Below are 19,987 nucleotides of genomic sequence, written 5' to 3' on the forward strand. Positions count from 1 at the left end.
CTGCATGGCGCTACACCTTCCGTAGTGGAGGGCGAGACCTTAGATTGGCGTCCATGAGCACGCCAGCAGTCTCCCCGTCCGGATTCTCTCTCTCGCCGCCTACCGCAGAGGAACGCAAGCAACTGGAAGCCGGACTTTCCCCGGCGGAAGCCGACGTCCTGCTGCACCACGGCACCGAGGCGCCGTTCTGTGGCGGCCTTCTCGATCAGAAGGACGACGGCGTGTATTGCTGCCGCCTCTGCGCCCTGCCCCTCTTCCAGCACAAGACCAAGTTCGAGAGCGGCACCGGCTGGCCGTCCTTCTGGGCGCCGTTCGACGAGGCGCATGTGGTCGGCGTTCGTGACGTGTCGTGGGGCATGGTCCGGATCGAAACCCGCTGCGCCCGCTGCGACAGCCACCAGGGCCACGTCTTCCCTGATGGGCCGCCGCCCACGCGCCTGCGCTACTGCATCAACTCGGTGAGCCTGGAGTTCGTCCCCGGCGGGGGCCATCTGCGCGATCCTCTGGCGCGCGGCGACGACGAGGCGCTCCGGGCCGCCGCCGGCTGATGTCGGAAGCGCCGGAGCGGCGCGGTTTCGGATCGTCCGGCCTATGGGCCGTCGCCGCGGCCGTCGCCATGCTGGGCTGGACCGCCTGGGAGAACCGGGCCGAAGACACTGCGCCCGGCCGCGCGCCTTATGACCGCATCCTCGGCGCCCGGGACGACGTCGAAAGCCAAGCCCTGTCGAGGCTCATGACGGAGGCCTTCGCCGTCCTGCATTCGCCGGAGTTCCGCACGAACCTCCTGGCGCTCGAAGAGCGCTACCCGGGCGTCTACGCCCGCAACGCCGAGCAGGCGGCCACGGTCTCTCGAATCGCCAGCATCGTGGCCCTGGAGCCTATGGGGTCGCGTTTCGCACCGGCCGACGTGGCGCTGGTGGATGGCGACTCCGGCGGTCTCGGCGCAGCCGGCGAAGGGGTCGCCTCAGGACGGTACTCCAACATCCTCATCGAGCGGGTCGTGCTGGCCGCGTGGCGACGCCCGGACGCCGTCGCCCGCTCTTGCGCCATCAATGTCGCCGCGCACGAGTACGCCCACACAATCGTGCTCACCCCGATGGGCTATGGAAACGCGTTCACCGACACCCAGTCGGACGAGGTCGCAATCCCCAACCGCCAAGTCCAGGGCTCGCCGGTGGCCAGCTACCTGATCGGCTCGGTCGCCCAATGCACCTGGCTCGCGCAACAGGGCCGCATCGAGCGCTCCGACGTCGGCGCCTGTGTCCAGGTCTTCGGAACCGCCGCCTTCAACTGGGACCGCTGCCGGCAGTTCGCGGGCGGGGAGCCGGTGGCCTCGCGGCCCGGCTTGGCCCCGCCCGCGCCGCCGCTCTAGAGGCGCGCCTCCGCCAGTGCCAGCACGGCAAACGACCGGTCGGGTTCCTGGCCATCCATCAAGTCCCACGAAGCAGCGAGGCCAGCGTGCGCATAGGTCCAGCGCAGCAGGCGCGCCGGATCCAGTCCCGCAGCCTCGGCGATAAGGGCGCGTCCAGAATCGAAGCGCCCTGGCTCTGTGACGCGGACGAGGTTGGGGTTCCGCAGGACGTTGGCGTAGTCGTAGGCGCGCTCCCCTCGGTAGCCCCAAGGATCGATGGCGAGCCAGCCTTCGTCGCCAAAGTCCAGGACGTTGGAGTGGTGGATGTCGGCATGCAGGAGAACTCCCTCGCATGAGGTCGCCAGCAGTTCGCGAGCGATGCGGCGAGCGCCTTCCAGCCGCGGTTCACCGCCGTCGAGGAGCGCTCGGAACAACTGCGCCAGCGGTGGGACCGAGGGTGGATCGGGCCGCGGAGCATGCAACGCAGCGACAACCCCGCACAGGATAGGCAGCGCAACCTCGTCCGGCGCCTCGGCCAGCGATCGCACCCCCTCGCCGCGCGCCATCAACAGTGCGTTGTCGTCATGGCGGAGAACAGGCGCGGCGCCTCGCCCGTCCCACCAGGCCATGATGGTTGATCCGCGGCGCTCGTCGTCGGACGCGGCCAGCTTCAGCATCGCGGCTCGGCCGCAACGGCGTACGGGCAAGAGCCGGCTCTGCGAATAGGTCGTCACGAAGGGCTCGCCGTCCGGCGTTAGCGCCCATCGTTCGATCCAAGGCTGAAAGTCGGACAGCATGACGCCGCCCAGCGTAGCCAAGCGGCGTCTGCGTCCATAGCCCTCATTGGACTAAGGTATGCGGCTGTTAGTTCCGCTTCTGTGCCGGCGGCGTCGCGGCGCCGTCGGTCACGTCCTTCACGGGCTGGCTTGAAGCCATTCCTACGTCGCTGGCGCTCTCACCATAGCTGCGACCGGAACTCGTCGCGTAGCCCGTCGACTGGACACGCAGGTTGTTCTGGACGTGGTTGACGCCCGTCAGGTCCTCGACGATCCGCTCCGCCCGGTGCTTGGCTTCCCGGCTCACCACCGTGCCGGACAAGGTCACCTCGCCTTGCGACACCGCGACGTCGATATGCGTTGCGTCCAACCAGGCATCGTCTGCCAGCCGCTGATGAACGTCGTCGTTGATCCGCTCGTCGGAGCGCTTGTAGCCCTTCGGACCCAGGCCGCGGGCGCCGCGGTAGTCCTCATAGGCGCCCCGGTGGTCCTGGCCACCCTCGCCCGCCACGTCGGAGAACCAGTTCGAGATCCGCCGGCCGGTCCGCCGGAAGAAATCGCCGGCCTCTCGGGCGCGATCCTCGAAGCCACGGTCGTCGGGACGGCCGCCGTCGCCGTAGCCCCGCTCATAGTCGTAGCCGCCGGCGCCGCCGGAATACGTCGCCCCGGGGCGACGCATCTCGCGCTGATAGCGCTGGTCGGCGTCATAGCTGCCGAACCGGCGGCCCTCGCCATCAAAGCGTCGCGAGCCGTCGTCGCCATAGTAGCGGCCGCCGCGATCGGTCGGGTTTGCGCGATAGCCGGTTTCATAGTCGCCGCGGCGCATCGCCGGCGAGACGCCCTCGTAGTCGGGGTCCTGCCAGCCGCCACGGCCGTAACGGTCTTCATCGGGCCGCTGCGTATAGCGGGCGTCTTCGCGGCTCTGGTTGTAGCCGGCGCCGCTGTCACGCTCGCCGAACACCCGGCCGCGCTCGCCGCCACGATCGAAGGTCCGGCCCTCGCCGCGCGACGCGCGCTCGCGCGGCTCATTCATCCCGTACACGTCGTACCGGTCATCGGATCGCTGCCGATCGCGCTCCTGCCAGTACCGCTCCAGATCGTCGCTCCAACGACCAGCCATGGCTGTTCTCCTTCGTTCTTCCTGGCGGGGCGAGCCCGCCGTGGGGTGAGAACAAAGGGCCGAGGGGGTGGTTCCGCTGGAACGGCGTCATAGCGGAATGTTGTCGTGCTTCTTCCAGGGGTTCGTGAGCGTCTTGCCCTTGAGGTTCTTCAGCGCGTTGATGAGCCGCTTGCGGGTCGAGTGCGGCATGATCACGTCGTCGATGTAGCCGCGTGAGGCGGCGACGAACGGGTTCGCGAAGCGGGCCTGATACTCGGCGGTGCGGGCCGCGATGGCCTCAGGATCGCCGATCTCGGAGCGGAAGATGATCTCCACCGCCCCCTTCGCCCCCATCACCGCGATCTCGGCCGACGGCCAGGCGTAGTTGATATCGCCGCGGATGTGCTTGGAGCTCATCACGTCGTAGGCGCCGCCATAGGCCTTGCGGGTGATCACCGTGATCTTCGGCACCGTGGCCTCGGCGAAGGCGAACAGCAGCTTGGCGCCGTGGCGGATCAGGCCGCCCTGCTCCTGCTTGGTGCCCGGCATGAAGCCCGGCACGTCGACGAAGGTGATGATCGGGATCTCGAAGCAGTCGCAGAAGCGCACGAAGCGGGCGCCCTTCCGCGAGCTGTCGATGTCGAGCACGCCGGCCAGGGTCTGCGGCTGGTTGGCCACGATGCCTACCGGCTGGCCGTCCAGACGGCCGAAGCCCACGACGATGTTCTTGGCGAAGTCCGGGCTGATCTCGAAGAAGTCGCCCTCGTCGACGACCTTCTGGATCAGCTCCTTCATGTCGTAGGGCTTGTTCGGATTGGCCGGGACCAGGGTGTCCAGGCTCATCTCCATCCGCTTGCCGTCGTCGTAGCTCTCGCGGACGGGCGGCTTCTCGCGGTTGTTGAGCGGCAGGAAGTCGACCAGGCGGCGCACCTGCGTCAGCGCCTCGAGGTCGTTCTCGAACGCCCCGTCGGCGACGCCGGACTTCATGGCGTGGACCCGGTAGCCGCCCAGATCCTCGTGGCTGACGTCCTCGTGGGTGACGGTCTTCACCACGTCGGGTCCGGTCACGTACATGTAGGACGTGTCCTTCACCATGAAGATGAAGTCGGTGATGGCGGGCGAATAGACGTCGCCCCCCGCGCAGGGGCCCATGATCACGCTGATCTGGGGGATGACGCCCGAGGCCAGGGTGTTCTCGAGGAAGATGTCGGCATAGCCGCCCAGGGCCGCGACGCCCTCCTGGATGCGCGCGCCGCCGGCGTCGAACAGCCCGATGATCGGGGCGCCCACCTTCATGGCCTGGCGCTGGACCTTCAGGATCTTCTCGGCGTGGGCCGACGACAGCGAGCCGCCGAACACGGTGAAGTCCTTCGAGAAGACGAACACCACCCGCCCGTTGATACGGCCCCAGCCGGTCACGACGCCGTCGCCGGGGATCCGGTTCTTCTCCATGCCGAACTCGCTGACGCGATGCTCGACGAACATGTCGAACTCCTCGAACGAGCCCTCGTCGAGCAGCAGGTCGATCCGTTCGCGGGCGGTGAGCTTGCCCTTGGCGTGCTGGCTCGCGATCCGCTTCTCGCCGCCGCCCATGCGGGCGTCCTCGCGGCGCTTCTCGAGTTCTTCCAGGATATGCTTCACGTCCGGCCTTCCTTGACGAAGGCGCAGGGGTAGAGCCGCCGGAACGGTGAAGCAAGTTCACGCCAGGGTAGTCGCCAGGGGTATGACCCCAAGATGACCAGAAACTCCCCCATCAGGAGAACGTCGTTGTTCGGACCCGCGCCGCAGGGGAAATCGGGATCGATTGGATGAATCTGGGGGTTCCACATATGCTTCGTTCAGCACTTCTGGCGGCCGTGGCCGCCCTGTCGATCGCCGGCGCCGCGCAAGCTGCGCCGACGCTGTTGACGTCCGACGCCGGCTACGCTGGTCCTGAACTGGACCTGACCGGCTACGACACCGGCAACTACAACTTCACCTTCGGTCCGGTGACCGTCGGCGAGTTCACGTTCACGGCCGATATCCCGAACAGCAACTCGGGCAACGGCGCCGTGGTGGGCCAAGGCGGTTACGGCCTGGGCGACAACGGCTCGTTCGGCGATGACGCGGTCTACATCGGCATCGATGGACCGAGCGGCTACGGCCAGCTGCTGGGCACGACGGCCTACAGCGCGATCGGCTTCTACTTCAACTATTGCCCCGGGTGCGGCGACTCGCCGTTCATCTCGACCCTCGACATCAACGGCAACGTCACGAGCACGTTCTTCCTGGATGTCGACGCGCCCATCTCGACCCCGGGCGGCTTCAACCAGTTCCAGTTCCGCGGCATTCAGAATGATACCGCCGACATCTATGGCCTTCGGTTCGGCGGCGCCTACATCCTGGCGGCGGGTTCGTCGTCCGGCCAAGTGGTCGGCGGCGTGCCCGAACCGGCGACCTGGGCGATGATGCTGATCGGCTTCGGCAGCCTGGGCGCCGTCCTGCGCCGTCGCCGCCAAGGCCTCGCGCTGGCCGGCTTCTGAACCGACGATCCCGCAAACCCGCGGACTGCGGACCCGGCGCCCCATGGCGCCGGGTCTTTGCGTGAGGGGGCGCGAAATTGTACGCAGGCCGATCCCCCAAGACGGGTCGGAGGTCTCGCATGCTCGTCGTCACCGGCACGGTCACCGCTAGGCCCGACACGTTCGACGCCCTGCGCGAGGCGGCCCTCGCCCACGTGACACGTTCGCGCACTGAGCCCGGGTGCCTGCGGCACAGCGTGCACGTCGATTGCGAGGACCCGCTGACCCTGTTTTTCTATGAGGAGTGGGCCGACCGCGCCGCGCTGGACGACCACTTCGCCCAGCCGGGCTCGCAGGCGTTCATGGCCAGCGTCCGCGAGCTCGCGGCGCGCAGCACGCGGATGAAGATCCTGCCGATCGTGGAGCGGAGTTAGGCCGCCAGCGCCTTCAGCCAGCGCTCCAGCACCTGGGCCTCGACGCGCAGCCGGGCCGTCCGCTCGGCGGCCTCCTCGTCGATGCCCCACTTCTCCTCCTGGTAGGCCTCGTCCACGCGAGACAGATCGAACGCCTCGTCGGCGGTGAGCCAGCCGCGCAACAGCGCGATCGCCAGAACCGCCGAGCCGAACAGCGCCACCCCGAACGCCAGGCCGGCGAGCTGGAAGTCGCTCAAGGACAGGGCGATCTCACGCACCCGGGTCAGCGACGTGGGCGGCTGGTCGCGGTGGACGATCCCCTGGCTGAGCTCGAGGCGAACGCCCTCCTCTTCAGCGACGCGGGCCAGGACAGGCAGCCACGCCGCTTCCTGCCGCGCCACCAGGGCGGAGGGGTCGGTGGCGAAGTAGCAGACCAGGTCCGAGCCCGCGTACTGCGCCACCTGATCGGCCACGCCCTCGCGGCTGTCGCCGATGGTCTCGATGGCGGTGTTGGCGAGGCGGGTGGCGTGCATGGTCGCCATCTCGATCACGTCGGTCTGAGCGGCCCACTCCTCGGCCACCTGTTCGGCCGCCGCACGCGTCGGGAGCCGCATCAGCTGAGCCTTCGGCGTGCGCAGGTTGCGGCCGTCCAGCAGCACGCCGAACCCGCCGTCCGCCTCGGTGACGGTGACGGTCTTGTAGAAGCGCCTGGGTTTCTCGGCCGGCTCGTGGAAGCCTTTGCGCAGGTCCAACTCATATCTCCCGACGGAACGCCTTTCGGCGGCCGTGCAATGGGCACAAAACGAGACGACCGCAAGGGAGGATGCCTGTGGCGATGGGCCAACGGGATCTGGAAGGCGCTATCGCCGTCACCCGCTTCGGCGTAGGCGCCCGGGCCGGCGAGATCGGCGAGGCGGCACGCGATCCGCGCGGCTGGCTGAAGGCCCAGGTCCGACGCGAGGGCGCAGAAACCTTCTCGCCAGACGCCGAGTCCTCGGCCCAACGGCTGGCCGAGTTCCGCGACTATCGCCGCCAGCGGGTCATGGCCGAGCAGGCCGGCGCGCCCCCTGGAAACAGGTCGGCGGGCGATGATGATCCGGTGATGAAGGCCCGCCGCTTCGTTCGCGACAACACCGTCGGCGATACCCTGGCGCGCGTCCGCCTGGCGACGCAGACGCAGGCCGGCTTCCGGGAGCGCTGGGCGCTGTTCTGGGCCAACCATTTCACCGTCTCGGCGGTGAAGCTGCAGGTCGCCGGACTGGTCGGCCCGTTCGAGAACGAGGCGATCCGCCCGCACGTCTTCGGCCGCTTCGCCGACCTGCTGGGCGCCGCCGAGACCCATCCGGCGATGCTGCTCTACCTGGATCAGGCGCAGTCGGTCGGGCCCAACAGCCGCGCCGCCCAGGTCCAGCGCCGCCGCGGCGTGGGCCCGGATGGCAGCCCGCAACGCGGCCTCAACGAAAACCTGGCCCGCGAGATCCTGGAGCTGCACACGGTGGGCGTCGACGGCGGCTATGCTCAGGCCGACGTCACCGAGTTCGCCCGCGCGCTGACCGGCCTGTCCATCGCAGGCCCCAGAGACGCCGGGGTCCAAGGCGTCGTCTTCAGGCCCCAGACCCACGAGCCCGGCGCCCGAACCGTCATGGGCGTCCGCTATGCCGAAGGCGGCAAGGCGCAGGCGGGCGCGATCCTCGCCGATCTCGCGGCTCGACCGCAGACCGCCCGCTTCATCTGCACGAAGATCGCCCGACACTTCGTGGCCGACGATCCGCCCCCGGCGCTCGTCGCGCGCCTGGAGCGGGCCTGGCTCTCCACCGACGGCGATCTCGCCCGCGTCGCCGAGACGCTGATCGACGCGCCCGAGGCCTGGGGGCCTCGCCCCGCCAAGCTGAAGACGCCCTATGAGTTCGTGGTCTCCAGTTATCGCGCCCTCGGCGGCGAGCCGCGGGGGATCGGTCAGGTGGGCGGCGTCCTGGGCGGACTGGGGCAGCGCCCGTTCGGCGCGCCCTCGCCCAAGGGCTGGCCCGACGAAGCCGCGCCCTGGGCCGCCTCGGACGCCTTGGTGAAGCGGATGCAGTTCGCCCAGCAGTTCGCCGCCGTGGCCGGATCACGCGTGCAGGACCCCTCCGCGCTCGCCGGCCTCACCCTGGGCGCGCGCCTGGGCTCGACCTCGGCGACGGCCATCGCCCGGGCCGAGTCCCGCGCCGAAGCCGTCGCCCTTCTCCTCATGTCGCCGGAGTTCCAGCGCCGATGACCGGACCTCGCCTCCATCGCCGCGCGTTCGCCGCCGGCCTGTCGCTGCCGTTCCTGGCGCGTGTCGCCGACGCCGCGGTCCCGGCCACTCGCAAGTTCGTGGTGATCGTCTGCCGCGGCGGCATGGACGGCCTTTCAGTGGCGCCGCCCATTGGCGACCCGGACTACGAAGGGCTGCGCGGGGCGCTCGCCCTGGGCGACGCGGCGCTGAGGCTGGACTCGACCTTCGCCCTGCATCCCTCGCTGCCCACCATCCACAAGCTGGCGCAGGCCGGGCAGGCCCGCATCGCCCCGGCCGTCGCGACCCCCGACCGCGCCCGCTCGCACTTCGAGGCCCAGGATGTGCTCGAGACCGGCGCCCCAGGCGTCTACGCCACCACCTCGGGCTGGTTGAACCGCGCCGTATCGGCGATGGGCAAGGTCGAGGCGATCTCGGTGGGCCCGACGGCGCCGCTGATCCTGCGGGGTCCCGCTTCCACCGGTTCGTGGTCGCCCGGCCGCGCCGTCGACGCCGAGGCCCGTCTGCCCGGCCTGCTGCAGGACCTCTACAAGGACGACCCGCTGCTGGGCCCTGCGCTCGCACGGGGACTACAGACCGAGACCCTGGCCCGGGACACCGGCGCTGCGATGTCCGGCGCAGGGGGCATGCGCGGCCAGACCGTGCCGGGCCGTGAGGCCGCGCGGGCCATGGGTGAGGCCCTGGCAGGCTTCCTGAAGGCGCCGAACGGTCCCCAACTGGCCGCCGTGTCGCTGGACGGGTTCGACACCCACGCGAACCAGGCCACGCTGCTGGGCGTCCGCCTCGCCAGCCTCGACGCCCTGGTGGATGGTCTGCATGCGGGGCTGGGGGCCGTCTGGCGCGACACCGTCGTCCTGGCCATCACCGAATTCGGCCGGACCGCCCGGGTGAACGGCACAGGCGGCACCGATCACGGCACCGGCTCGGCAGCGCTCATCATGGGCGGCGCCCTGAAGGCCGGCGGCATCGTCGGCGACTGGCCGACGCTGAAGCGGCAGGCCTTGTTCGAGGACCGCGATCTCTATCCCGCGCTCGACCTGCGGGCGCTGGAGAAGGGGCTGCTGGCCGAGCACCTCGGCCTCGACCGCCGCGCCCTGGACACCCTGGTGTTCCCGGAGAGCGCCAGCGTCAGGCCGCTGGCGGGGCTGGTCTAAGCGGGCACAGCGTCGAAGGCGATCGTCATACGGCGCTCGTCGGTCGCGAAGGGCACGGTGCCGTGCCACATGTACGACGGGAACAGCACCAGCCGGCCGGGCTTCGGCCGCACGACGTGGTCCGCGGGCTGCGGCGGATCGGTGACGAAGGGCGGTTGGCCGAACCGGATCCACCCTTGTTTCTCGACGCTGTCCAGCGCGCTGTCCGGCGTCTCCACGTAGAACGCCGACGATAGCCACCCCTCGGGGTGGAAGTGATCCTTGTGGAAGCCGCCCGGCTTCAGTCGCACCGACCAGGCTCCCTCGATGCGGTAGTTCCCGGTCGAGCGCGACCGCAGAGGGTCGGTCCCCTTGCCCAGCCGGGCGATGTGCTGGCGGATCGGCGCGTCGATGGCCTTGAAGAACGCCTTGATCGCCCGGTCGTCCGAGCCCGTCAGCCGGTAGGTCGTCTGACTGCCGTGGCGCAGCGACTGCGACGACGGGTGGGTGTCGTAGAGGTGGATGCGGTTGAGGGCTGCGGCGAGGTCGGCGAGATAGCTGGTCAGATCGGCCCATCCCGACGGCGCGGCGATCTCGTAGACGCCGACCATGGCGTCGTAGTCGTACAGCTCGTGATAGAGCGGGTCACCCAAGGCGCGCGCGGCCGACGCCGCCCAGCCCCACAGCGACTGGTTGCCAGGATCCAGCTCCAGCCCGCGCCGCGCCTTCGCCAGCGCCAGGTCGGCGCGGCCGCGAGCCAGATGCACGATCACCGCCTGGTTCAGAACGCCGGGCTGGTCGGGCAGTCGCGCCTCGGCGCGCGCCGCGAACCGCTCGGCGTCGTCCAGCCGGCCCAGCTCCAGCGCCGCCTGCCCCGCCGCCATCAGCAGCGCCACCTCGTCGGGCATGCGATCGGCGGCCATGGCCAGCAGGACGGCGCCCTTCTCGGCCTGGCCGGCGGCGTCCAGGAACCTGGCCTTGGTCAGCAGGAGCGGCGCGGGCAGCCCGCCGGCGTGGGCGCAGCGGTCCAGGATCATCTCGGCCTCGGCCAGGTCGCCCCGCCGCATCCACGCGAGGTTGGCGTACTCGGCGGCCGTCTCGACCCGGTTCGGCGCCCGGCGCAGCGCCTCGCGATAGGCGTTCTCGGCGCCGTCCAGGTCGCCGATGGCCGACTTGGCGCGCGCCATCACGCCCCAGCTCAGGGCGCCGTCCAACCCGAGGCGGAAGGCATGCTCCATGGCCGCGACGGCCTTGGCCCCTTGGCCGAGATCGCCCAGCGTGGCGGCCAGATTGTGCCAGGCCGCGCCGCTCGAGGGGTAGCGGCTGGTGGCTCGAGTATCGAAGACCAACGCCTCTTCGCGGCGGCCCAGCGCCTTCAGCGCCGTGGAATGCATGGCGAGCGCCCGGTGGCTGGGCTCGGGATGCTCAGCCAGGGGCGTCGTGACCGCCAGCGCCTCTTCGATACGGCCCTCGTCCAGCAGGGCCTTGGCGCGATCGACAGGGTCTTGGCTCAACGTCGCCTCTTGAAAGGTTCAGGATCGGCCTCGTGCTCATCGAAGCCGAAGTGTTCGAAGCCGGCCTTCAACTCGCGGCTGATCGGCGCTTCCAGCAGCAGGGTCCCACGCGAGGGATGCGGCAGGATCAGGCGGCGCGCGTGCAGCTGCATCTTGAGCGCGCCGGACAGCTCGACCGAGGTCTCGGTGTTGTACTTCAGGTCGCCCAGGATTGGGTGGCCCATGGCCAGCATGTGCGCGCGCAGTTGGTGTGTGCGTCCGGTATGCGGCCACAGCGCCATCCAGGCGGCGCGCGGGCCGGCGCGGGCGATAGTCACGAACTCGGTCTCGGCCTGTTCGGCGCGGTCGTCCTTGGGGTCGACCGGGACCATCATCTCGCGGTCGCCGACCCCCTTCTTGGCCAGCGGCAGGTTCAGTACGCCGTCGCCCGGCTTCGGAAAGCCCGCCACGATGGCCCAGTAGACCTTCTGCGCCCGCCGTTTCGCGAAGGCGCCCGCCAGCTTGGCGGTCGCGCCCGGCGTCTTGCCCAGCACCAGGACGCCGGACGTATCGCGGTCCAGCCGGTGGACCAGGCGGGGCCGCTCCAGCCCCTCCCCCCAGGCCGAGAGCAGCCGGTCAATGTGCTTGGAGGTCTTTGTCCCGCCCTGCACCGCCAGGCCCGAGGGCTTGTTCAGCGCCAGGACCTCCTCGTCCTCATAGATCACCAGGCTCTTGGCGTAGGCGATGTCGCGCGCGGGCAATTGCCCCTTCTCTTCGGGATCCGGCGCGTCGGGCAGCGGCGGCACACGCACCTGGCTGCCCGCCGACAGGCGCGTGTCGGGCTTCGCGCGCGCGCCGTCCACCCGGATCTGACCCGAGCGGGTCAGCTTCTGAATCTGGATGTGGTTGAGGTGCGGCCAGCGGCGCTTGAACCAGCGGTCCAGGCGCACGCCCTCCTCGCCCTTGTCCACGTAGAGGGTCTTGACCTCTCTCATGCGAGCAACCGCCGCACCAGCAGCAGGCCCGCGAACAGCGCCGCCACCGACAACACCACCGAGCCCAGGCTGTAGGCGAAGGCCTGGCCCCAGTCGCGGCGTTCGATCATCAGCGCCACCTCCAGCGAATAGGCCGAGAAGGTTGTGAAGCCGCCCAGAACGCCCACGCCCAGCAGAAGCCGCCACTTCTCGCCGTCGGGACCGCCCCTCAGCGCCAGCCAGCCGGCCAGGACGCCCATCAGGAGGCCGCCCAGCGCATTGGCCGCGAAGGTGCCATAGGGCCAGCCCGGGCCCAGCGCGCGCGCCGCCTGGACGCCCAGGAGGTAGCGCAGGACCGCGCCCGACCCGCCACCAACGGCCACAAGGAGAAGTGTCTGCATTCGAAGGCCTTATGCGCGGCAAGACTTCGTTTGCCAACGTCGGCCAAGGTGGCGCCATGTCGAACCCCCTCGACGAACACGAGATCACGCGCATCAGCGCCGCGGACGCGTCCGCCGTGCTGGAACGGCTTGCGGGGTCCGACCGCCTGGAACGGGGCGCGGTCTTCCTGATCAGTGTCGAGGCCATCAAGGAGCGCTCGGGCGATCGCTGGGACCGGAAGCGCGACGACGTCTGGGGCTATCTCGGCCGCAAGCTCAACGAATACCTCTCATACCAGGACATCCACCAGCGGGTCAGCGACACCGAGGTGCTGGTGGCCATGACCACCGAAGAGGGCGTGGCCGCCCAGGCGGTGGGCATGAAGGTGCTAGAGGAGGTGTTGGAGTTCTTCCTGGGCGCCGCCAACCGCCGCGACATCCGCGTCAAGGCCGTGACCAAGATCGACGGCCATGTGCTCAGCTGCACCGGGATCGATCCCGAGGCCATCGCCACCGCACGGGCCACCGCCAGACCCGAGGCCGAGCGCGAACCTGTCATCTCTCCCTATCAGACGAAGGTCAGCGCCCAGGCCGAGCGCGAGCGCAATCCGGTGTCGTTTGTCGCCGCCAGCGGCCACAAGGTGCAGATCGAGTTCGCCCTGGAGCATGTGGTCAGCCTGCGCCACGGCGTGACGGCGGTGCTGCGCGTGGAGCCGACGGTGCGCTACTACGCGACCGGCGAGATCATCCCGACGCGGAAGTACGGCAAGCTGGCCGATGTGGATCTGATGGCGCTGGACAACGCCACGCTGGCGTTCGGCGGCCTCTTCCTGCCACAGGACGCGCGCACCCAGCCGCCGGTCATCCTGCCGGTCTCGTTCCGCACCATGGGCGGTCGTAAAGGCCGCCAGCTGCTGATCGGCATGCCCTGCGCCTCGCCGGAACAGGTGCGCCAGGGCGCGATGATCGAGTTCATCGACATCGACCAGGGCACGCCGCCCGGCCGCCTGGTCGAGGTGGTCAGCTTGGTGAGCGGCGTCGCCCGCGGCGTGCTGGCGCGGTTGCAACCGACCTCCGAAGCTCTCAGGCCCGTCAGCGGCGCGCGCTTCAACGGCCTGTCGGTCGATGTCGCCGAGCTGGGGCTGCCCGAGGCCAAGCTGGGGTCGTTCCTGCGTCAGATGGCGCACCAGATGCGCGGCAAGGCGCCGGCTCTCATCGCCCAGGGGCTGGGCGAGCGCCTGCACCTCGAGATGGCCGAAGAGGCCGGGTTCACCCACGCCGGAATCCGCGCCGCGCCCAAGACGGTGACGCGTCAGGTCGCCTGACTAGATCCGGTCGCCCAGCGTCTTACGCAGGGCCCGCGCGTCATAGGTATCGGCCCCCCGCGGGCGCTCGCCACGGCCCATGACGACCTCGATACTCGAGATCACCGACGGTCCCGGCCCCAGGCTCATGCTGCCCAGGCCGACCCCCACGCCCACGCCGGAACGTCGCCCGTAGCTGCCGCCGCCGACGCCCAGGCTGACCTGCGGCCCGCGGTCGGGGCGGCCCTCGATGTAGCGGTCGGCGACCCGGAACCAGTCGTAGCCTTCGGCGATGGCGAGGTCGGCGGCGCGGACCAGGGCATAGTCCTGCACCTGCTGCGGCGGCGCGCCGGGGCCGCCCTGGAAGGTCACGCGGTAGCGGCCCGGCTCGATGCGATACTCGCGGTAGCCGACGGCGCTGGCCGAGCCGGCAGGCTGGTACAGGGTGGGCGTCGCGGCGCAGGCGGTGACCGAAAGGGCGGCGGCGGCGATCAGGATCAGGCGGGTCATGGACAGCGGTCCGAGCGAAAAGTGACGTCCCTTCCGGGGCTTGTAGCCCGAAACGGTTAAGTCCGCGCGCCCGTTCCTGGTTACCGTAGCCCCAGCGTGTCGATCAGCTCGGCCATGTCGGCCGGCGGCGGCGCTTCCAGCCGCTTGGTCCCGCCACCCGGGTGCGGAAATCCCAGCGCCGTCGCATGCAGCATCAACCGCGGGATCGGCTGGCCGTTGACCATGAGCGCGCCGCCGTAGCGGGCGTCTCCTGCGATCGGCCGCCCTATCGACGCCAGATGCACGCGCAACTGATGCATGCGACCCGTCTCGGGATCGAGCTGCAGCAGCGCACAACCCTCGCCCGCCTTCAGCGTCTTGTAGCGCGAACGGGCTGTCTCGGCGTCGGGATGGTCGGGGCTGCACACCTGCATGTAGGCCTCGCGGCCCTGCTCCACGCGGCGCAGCGGCGCATCGATCGCACCGCCCTTCGGCTCGGGCGCGCCGGGCGTGACGATGGCCAGATACGTCTTGGAAAACGCCCGCCGCATCATGGCCTTGCCTAGGAAACTTGCGGCCGGCTGGGTCTTGGAGGTCAGGATCACGCCCGACGTATCGCGGTCCAGACGATGGATCAGCCGCGGCCTCGCCTTACCGGGCTTGGCGAACGCCCACAGCAGTTCGTCCAGGGTGTTCACCTGCCCTCGTCCACCCTGGCTCGACAGGCCCGCCGGCTTGTTCAGCGCCAGGATGTCGGCGTCCTCGTACATCACCAGGCCGCGCACGAACGCGACCTCGTCGGACGTCAGCTGAACAGGCTTCTGGGTCTTCACCCGCGCCCTTCTAGCGGAGCACGCCCCGCTTCGTCATCGCCCAAGCGAACCCGGCCAGCGCGATGCAAATGACGACGATGACGATCGGAAAAGCGAGTCCGCCCATGACCTCTCCGCCGGGCGCGGTCGCGGTGTGGATCAACGACCCCGCGGCCCCCAGCGTCGAAAGCGCAAACGCGTGCATCGCCCACCGCGATCGCGCGAGCAGGAGCAGCGACCCCGCCACCGAGCCCCAGACTCCCACGGCCCACACCGCATGCATCCAGGTCGGATAGGCCACCATGAAGGCGAGCTGCGGCTCCGTCATGCCGGCCGAACGCATGTAGGCTTCGCCCTGGACGTGGCTCATCGTGTAGTCGAACCCGCCAAACGCGTTCCACAGCAGGCTCACGCCCGCCACGACCCAGAACCACCAGGGGGTCGCCCGCGGCGTCGTTTCCGTCGTTGTCGTGGTCATCATGCCCTCCCCAAAGACGTTGTTGGGAGAGCGTAGGCTGCGGGATACCAGCGAACAACGGTCTCCCGATGCCGTTCAGCCCTTGCGCAGCGCCGCCCATCGCTCAAGGCGATCCTTGATGCGCGCTTCGTTCCCCTCGCCGCGCGGCTGGTAGAACTGGCGGCGTTCCATCCCGTCCGGGAAGTAGTTCTGGCCCGAGAAGCCTTCGGCGGCGTCGTGGTCGTACTGATAGCCCTTGCCGTAGCCCAGGTCCTTCATCAGCCGGGTCGGCGCGTTCAGGATGTGCGACGGCGGCATCAGCGAGCCGGTCTCCTTGGCCGCCTTCATCGCCGCGCCGAAGGCCTTGTAGACGGCGTTCGACTTGGGCGCGCACGCCAGGTGCACCACCAGTTGCGCCAGCGCGATCTCACCCTCCGGCGAGCCCAGGAAGTCGTAGGTGTCCTTGGCCGCGTTCGCGAGCACGAGGCTCATCGGATCGGCCTCGCCGATGTCCTCGGCCGCCGCGCGGATCAGGCGGCGGGCCACGAACAGCGGGTCTTCGCCGCCCGTCAGCATGCGCGCCAGCCAGTAGAGCGCCGCGTCCGGGTCCGAGCCGCGGATCGACTTATGCAGCGCCGAGATGAGGTTGTAGTGCTCCTCGCGATCCTTGTCGTAGGCGGGACTCCGCTTCTGCAGGATCTGCCCCAGCTCCTTGGTCGTCAGCGGTTTGGCCGAGGCGATGTTGAACAGGGTCTCGGAGAGCGTCAGCAGGTAGCGCCCATCCCCGTCCGCCAGGGCGGTCAGGGCGGCGCGCGCCTCGGGCTCCAGCGGCAGCTTGCGCCCCTCATGCGCCTCGGCCTTGGCGAGCAGCTGCTCCAGCGCCTCGTCGTCCAGGCGCTTCAGCACGAACACCTGGCTGCGCGACAGCAAGGCTCCGTTCAGTTCGAACGAGGGGTTCTCGGTGGTCGCGCCGACCAGGGTGACGATCCCCTCCTCCACGAACGGCAGGAAGCCGTCCTGCTGGGCGCGGTTGAAGCGGTGGATCTCGTCGACGAACAGCAGGGTGGCCTGGCCGGCGAGGCGCCGCGCGCGCGCCTGCTCGAAGGCCTTCTTCAGGTCGGCCACGCCCGAGAACACCGCCGACAGCTGCTGGAACTCATACCCCGCCGCCTTCGCCAGCAGGCGCGCGATGGTGGTCTTCCCCGTTCCCGGCGGACCCCAGAGGATCATCGAGCTGAGTCGCTTCGCCTCGGCCATCCGCCCGATGGGGCCTTCGGGCCCCAACAGGTGGTCCTGGCCCACCACCTCGGCAAGCGTCTGCGGACGCAGGCGATCGGCCAGCGGCGACGGCTGCTGCGGCGTCAGCCCCGCGGCTTCGAAGAGGTCGGCCATCGGCTTAGGGCCCCGTCAGGGCGCCGGGGCCGACGTAGTGCACCCCCGCGTGCGGCCCCAGAGGCAAGTCGAGCGCAGCCCAGACCAGGGTCATACTGATCCCCGCGGCCATGAAGCAGAGCGCATAGGGCAGCATCAGCGCCAGCAGGGATCCCACGCCCACGCTCTTGTCCCACCGGCGACAGAAAGCCAGCACCAGCGGGAAGTACGACATCAGGGGCGTCATGATGTTGGTATAGCTGTCGCCCATACGGTAGGCCGCCGTCGTCATCTCGGGCGAGATGCCCAGCAGCATGAACATCGGCACCACCACTGGCGCCATCGCGCTCCACTTGGCGGACGCCGAGCCGATGAACAGGTCCAGCACCGACGAGAAGGCCTGCACGCTCACCAGCAACAGCGGTGCGGGCAGCGCCAAGGCCTTCAAGGCCTCGGCGCCGTTGATCGCCGCGATGGGCCCCAGCCGCGACCAGTTGAACATCGCCACGAAGTGCGCCGCGAAGAACACGAACACCACGTAGGGCGCGATCGCGCGCACGCCCCCGACCATCTGCTCAACGACGTCCGACGCCGTCCTGATCACGCCGGCGCCGCGCCCGAACGCGATCCCGCTCGCCATGAACAACAGCATGAAGCCCGCGATCAGCGCGCTGTAGAAGGGCTGGAGTTGGGCCGGACCGGTCTTCGACTCGTCGATCAGCGGCGTGTATCCGGGCCAAAGGGCCAGCGCCGCGAAAGCGGCCACCACCGCAAGCGCAGCAAAGCCGGCCCAGCGCAGCCCTCGCCGCTCTGCATCGGTGACAGCCGCGCGGGCCAGCTCCGCCTTCAGGTCTTCATCCGCATCCCCGCCCCAGGCGGCCATGCGCGGCTCGACGATGCGGTCGGTCACAAACCAGATGATCGGCGTGAACACGAACACCGCCGCCAGGATGAACCACCAGTTGCCGAGCGGGTTCATCACCCAGGCCGGGTCGATGATCCTGGCCGCCTCCTGGGTGAAGCCGAAGAGCAGAATATCGGTCTGCCCGGGTGTGATGTTACCGACGAAGCCGCCCGAGACCGCCGCGAAGGCCGCGGCGATGCCCACCATGGGGTGGCGCCCAACCGCCGCGTAGAGCAGCCCGGCCAGCGGGATGAACACCACGTAGGCCGCGTCCGACGCATGGTGGGACACCATGCCGATCAGCGCCACCGTGGGCGTAAGCAGCGCACGGGGCGCGTTGCGCAGGCTGCTGCGGATCAACGCGCTCAGCAGGCCGGTTCGCTCGGCGATCGCGGCGCCCAGCATGATGACCAGCACCTGCCCCAGCGGTGCGAAGCTCGACAGGGTCCGCGGCATCTCGGTGAGCAGCCTCGCCATGTTCTCCTCCGAGAACAGGGAATGGGCATGGAAGCTCAGGCGCCCATCCACGAGCACGCCGAACTGCGGCGCCTCGTCCCCGGGATAGGCCAAAGACGCCTGCCATCCCGCCGCTGCGCCCACCGCGGACAACACCATCAACGCCGCAATCAGCCAGACGAAGATGATCACCGGGTCGGGCAGCATGTTCCCGAGGCGCTCGACGGCGCCGAGAAACCCCTTCGCCGGGGCGGGCGCTGACTTTGGGTCGGCATTGTCCATGTCGTCCACCTAGCACGACCGCGCGCGATTGCCCCACCGCAGTGGCGACGGCCAGACCAGTTCCACTGACCCTGGCCGTCGTTTGCGCAGGCTTGAGGCGCAGCCTATCCGCGGAAGGTCGCCGTCACCTCGCGGCCATTGCGCAGGATCGTCACCTGCCAGGCGCGCTGGGGGGCCTGGACGGCGGCGGCGAGATCCCGGACGGCTTCGATCCTCTGGCCGTTCACCGCGCGGATGATGTCGCCGCGTTGCAGGCCGATGTTGCGCGCCAGGCCCGCGCCGTCGATCTGGGTCACCAGCACGCCCGGGCCGGCAAAGATATCCAGGCCCAGCTCGTCGGCCACCGCCGGCGAGAGATTGACCACGGTCGCGCCGTCGAACGGATGCCGGCCGGCCAGCTTGCGCTCGTCGCGGGCGGGCGTCGCGGGCGGCGGCTCGGCGCGGAGGGTCAGCGCCAAGTCGCGGTCTCCCCGGCGCACCGTCAGCGGGATGGTCTCGCCCGGCCGGCGGGTCTGGATCAGGTAGTTCAGCGCGGCGGCGTCCACCACCGGCCGTCCATCAGCCTGCAGCACCACGTCGCCCTGACGCAGGCCCGCCCGCGCGGCGGGACCGCCGGGGAAGAGGTCGGCGATCAGCGCGCCCTGCGGCCGGTCCAGGCCCAGGCTGCGGGCCGCCTCGGAATCGACGCTCTGGGTGCGGGCGCCCAGCCAGGGCCGCACGACCGCACGGCCGCCGCCCACGGCGGTTTCGACCGCGCGGCGCACGACGGGCGCCGGAATCGCAAAGCCGATCCCAGACGACGAGCCCGAGCGCGAGAGGATGAAGCTGTTCACGCCGATCAGCTCGCCGTCCATGTCGACCAGGGCGCCGCCCGAGTTGCCGGGATTGATGGCCGCGTCGGTCTGAATGTAGGCCAGCCCGCCCTCGCCGCCCGTGCGGTCCAGGGCCGAGATGATGCCGTTGGTCACCGTCTGGCCGACGTGGAAGGGATCGCCGATGGCCAGCACCAGGTCGCCCACCTGGGCGTCGCCGCTGTCGTCGATGGCCAGCATGGGCAGGCGCTCGCCGGCCGGCAGATCGATCTTCAGGATCGCCAGGTCCGTGCGCGCGTCGGCCAGAAGGATCCGGGCCGGAAACTCGCGGCGATCGGATAGGCCCACGATGATCTCCTGGCCACCCTCCACCACGTGGTTGTTGGTCACGATGACGCCGTCGGCGCGCACGATCACGCCCGAGCCGAGCGAGGCCGACACCCGCGCCTGCGGCACGCCCAGGCCGAAGAGCGACCAGAATGGGTCCACCTGCTGGCGCACCACACGCTTGGCCGAGATGTTGACGACGGCCGGGGCGGTCCGCTGCACGACCGGCGCGAACGACATCTTCATGGCCATGGCGCTGGACGGCGTCGCACGGCTGGTCTCGGCGAAGGTGGATTGCTGGGCCTGCGCGTGGCCGGCCACGGCGATGAGGCAAGCGATGGTGAGGACGCGGACGGCGCGCATGAATTCTCCGGTTCAGGA

Annotated in this window: 20 protein-coding genes; 7 read left to right on the top strand and 13 right to left on the bottom strand. The window is 69.8% G+C overall.

Features of this window, described 5'->3' with window-relative positions; translation table 11 throughout:
* The first annotated feature begins 53 nt into the window (after window positions 1-53).
* Together msrB and ACQ66R_RS03215 are read left to right on the top strand one after the other, a co-directional pair.
* Entirely contained in the window at window positions 54-548 is a 495-nt protein-coding gene (gene msrB, locus ACQ66R_RS03210; RefSeq protein ID WP_430419188.1) for a peptide-methionine (R)-S-oxide reductase MsrB, read from the top strand.
* Complete coding sequence (locus ACQ66R_RS03215) at window positions 548-1,372, top strand: hypothetical protein (RefSeq protein WP_430419190.1); 825 nt, start codon at window positions 548-550, stop codon at window positions 1,370-1,372. Before msrB ends, ACQ66R_RS03215 begins: the two co-directional genes overlap by 1 nt.
* Here the strand turns inward: ACQ66R_RS03215 and ACQ66R_RS03220 are convergent.
* The 3 genes from ACQ66R_RS03220 to ACQ66R_RS03230 form a co-directional block, all read right to left on the bottom strand.
* Window positions 1,369-2,148 carry an aminoglycoside phosphotransferase family protein gene (locus ACQ66R_RS03220; RefSeq protein WP_430419191.1) on the bottom strand — a complete coding sequence of 260 codons (780 nt, stop codon included), beginning with the start codon at window positions 2,146-2,148 and terminating at the stop codon, window positions 1,369-1,371. The genes ACQ66R_RS03215 and ACQ66R_RS03220 overlap by 4 nt on opposite strands.
* Window positions 2,149-2,215: 67 nt before the next feature.
* On the bottom strand, window positions 2,216-3,247 hold the full coding sequence (locus ACQ66R_RS03225; RefSeq protein WP_430419193.1) for a BON domain-containing protein: 1,032 nt from the start codon (window positions 3,245-3,247) through the stop codon (window positions 2,216-2,218).
* Between the two features lie 87 nt (window positions 3,248-3,334).
* Window positions 3,335-4,867: an acyl-CoA carboxylase subunit beta gene (locus tag ACQ66R_RS03230; RefSeq protein WP_430419195.1), complete on the bottom strand. Its 1,533-nt coding sequence runs from the start codon at window positions 4,865-4,867 to the stop codon at window positions 3,335-3,337.
* A gap of 188 nt (window positions 4,868-5,055) precedes the next feature.
* Here ACQ66R_RS03230 and ACQ66R_RS03235 point away from each other — a divergent pair, with 188 nt between their 5' ends.
* Both ACQ66R_RS03235 and ACQ66R_RS03240 read left to right on the top strand, forming a co-directional pair.
* Window positions 5,056-5,748, top strand: coding sequence for a PEPxxWA-CTERM sorting domain-containing protein (locus tag ACQ66R_RS03235; protein WP_430419197.1), 693 nt, complete (start codon window positions 5,056-5,058; stop codon window positions 5,746-5,748).
* Between the two features lie 119 nt (window positions 5,749-5,867).
* Entirely contained in the window at window positions 5,868-6,161 is a 294-nt protein-coding gene (locus tag ACQ66R_RS03240) for a putative quinol monooxygenase (protein WP_430419199.1), read from the top strand.
* Here the strand turns inward: ACQ66R_RS03240 and ACQ66R_RS03245 are convergent.
* Window positions 6,158-6,892 carry an ATP12 family chaperone protein gene (locus ACQ66R_RS03245; protein WP_430419201.1) on the bottom strand — a complete coding sequence of 245 codons (735 nt, stop codon included), beginning with the start codon at window positions 6,890-6,892 and terminating at the stop codon, window positions 6,158-6,160. The two genes, ACQ66R_RS03240 and ACQ66R_RS03245, sit on opposite strands and share 4 nt — an antisense overlap.
* A gap of 83 nt (window positions 6,893-6,975) precedes the next feature.
* On the opposite strand from ACQ66R_RS03245, the gene ACQ66R_RS03250 reads away from it, so the two are divergent.
* Together ACQ66R_RS03250 and ACQ66R_RS03255 are read left to right on the top strand one after the other, a co-directional pair.
* Entirely contained in the window at window positions 6,976-8,394 is a 1,419-nt protein-coding gene (locus tag ACQ66R_RS03250) for a DUF1800 domain-containing protein (protein ID WP_430419203.1), read from the top strand.
* Entirely contained in the window at window positions 8,391-9,566 is a 1,176-nt protein-coding gene (locus ACQ66R_RS03255; RefSeq protein WP_430419205.1) for a DUF1501 domain-containing protein, read from the top strand. Before ACQ66R_RS03250 ends, ACQ66R_RS03255 begins: the two co-directional genes overlap by 4 nt.
* Here the strand turns inward: ACQ66R_RS03255 and ACQ66R_RS03260 are convergent.
* The 3 genes from ACQ66R_RS03260 to crcB are packed head-to-tail and all read right to left on the bottom strand — an operon-like array spanning window position 9,563 to window position 12,413.
* Complete coding sequence (locus ACQ66R_RS03260) at window positions 9,563-11,059, bottom strand: putative 2OG-Fe(II) oxygenase (protein WP_430419207.1); 1,497 nt, start codon at window positions 11,057-11,059, stop codon at window positions 9,563-9,565. The genes ACQ66R_RS03255 and ACQ66R_RS03260 overlap by 4 nt on opposite strands.
* Complete coding sequence (locus ACQ66R_RS03265) at window positions 11,056-12,033, bottom strand: RluA family pseudouridine synthase (protein WP_430419209.1); 978 nt, start codon at window positions 12,031-12,033, stop codon at window positions 11,056-11,058. The genes ACQ66R_RS03260 and ACQ66R_RS03265 overlap by 4 nt, the downstream gene beginning before the upstream one ends.
* A complete protein-coding gene (gene crcB / locus ACQ66R_RS03270) occupies window positions 12,030-12,413 on the bottom strand; it encodes a fluoride efflux transporter CrcB (RefSeq protein ID WP_430419211.1) in 384 nt (127 codons plus the stop codon). Before crcB ends, ACQ66R_RS03265 begins: the two co-directional genes overlap by 4 nt.
* Window positions 12,414-12,469: 56 nt before the next feature.
* Between crcB and ACQ66R_RS03275 the strand changes: the two genes are divergently transcribed.
* Window positions 12,470-13,717, top strand: a complete 1,248-nt coding sequence (locus ACQ66R_RS03275) for a hypothetical protein (RefSeq protein WP_430419213.1) — start codon at window positions 12,470-12,472, stop codon at window positions 13,715-13,717.
* Here ACQ66R_RS03275 and ACQ66R_RS03280 read toward each other — a convergent pair whose 3' ends face one another.
* From ACQ66R_RS03280 to ACQ66R_RS03305, 6 genes are all read right to left on the bottom strand, one after another.
* On the bottom strand, window positions 13,718-14,206 hold the full coding sequence (locus ACQ66R_RS03280) for a CC0125/CC1285 family lipoprotein (RefSeq protein WP_430419215.1): 489 nt from the start codon (window positions 14,204-14,206) through the stop codon (window positions 13,718-13,720). It lies immediately after the preceding gene.
* An 80-nt stretch (window positions 14,207-14,286) separates the two neighbouring features.
* Window positions 14,287-15,018, bottom strand: a complete 732-nt coding sequence (locus tag ACQ66R_RS03285) for an RluA family pseudouridine synthase (protein WP_430419217.1) — start codon at window positions 15,016-15,018, stop codon at window positions 14,287-14,289.
* 10 nt (window positions 15,019-15,028) lie between these two features.
* A complete protein-coding gene (locus ACQ66R_RS03290) occupies window positions 15,029-15,475 on the bottom strand; it encodes a hypothetical protein (RefSeq protein ID WP_430419219.1) in 447 nt (148 codons plus the stop codon).
* Window positions 15,476-15,550: 75 nt separating this feature from the next.
* On the bottom strand, window positions 15,551-16,846 hold the full coding sequence (locus ACQ66R_RS03295) for a replication-associated recombination protein A (protein WP_430419221.1): 1,296 nt from the start codon (window positions 16,844-16,846) through the stop codon (window positions 15,551-15,553).
* Window positions 16,847-16,850: 4 nt separating this feature from the next.
* Window positions 16,851-18,467, bottom strand: a complete 1,617-nt coding sequence (locus tag ACQ66R_RS03300; RefSeq protein ID WP_430419223.1) for an AbgT family transporter — start codon at window positions 18,465-18,467, stop codon at window positions 16,851-16,853.
* Window positions 18,468-18,571: 104 nt separating this feature from the next.
* Complete coding sequence (locus ACQ66R_RS03305) at window positions 18,572-19,969, bottom strand: Do family serine endopeptidase (protein ID WP_430419225.1); 1,398 nt, start codon at window positions 19,967-19,969, stop codon at window positions 18,572-18,574.
* Window positions 19,970-19,987: the final 18 nt, after the last annotated feature.

The organism is Phenylobacterium sp. (assembly GCF_965284355.1).
In the GTDB taxonomy this organism is placed as follows: Bacteria; Pseudomonadota; Alphaproteobacteria; order Caulobacterales; family Caulobacteraceae; genus Phenylobacterium.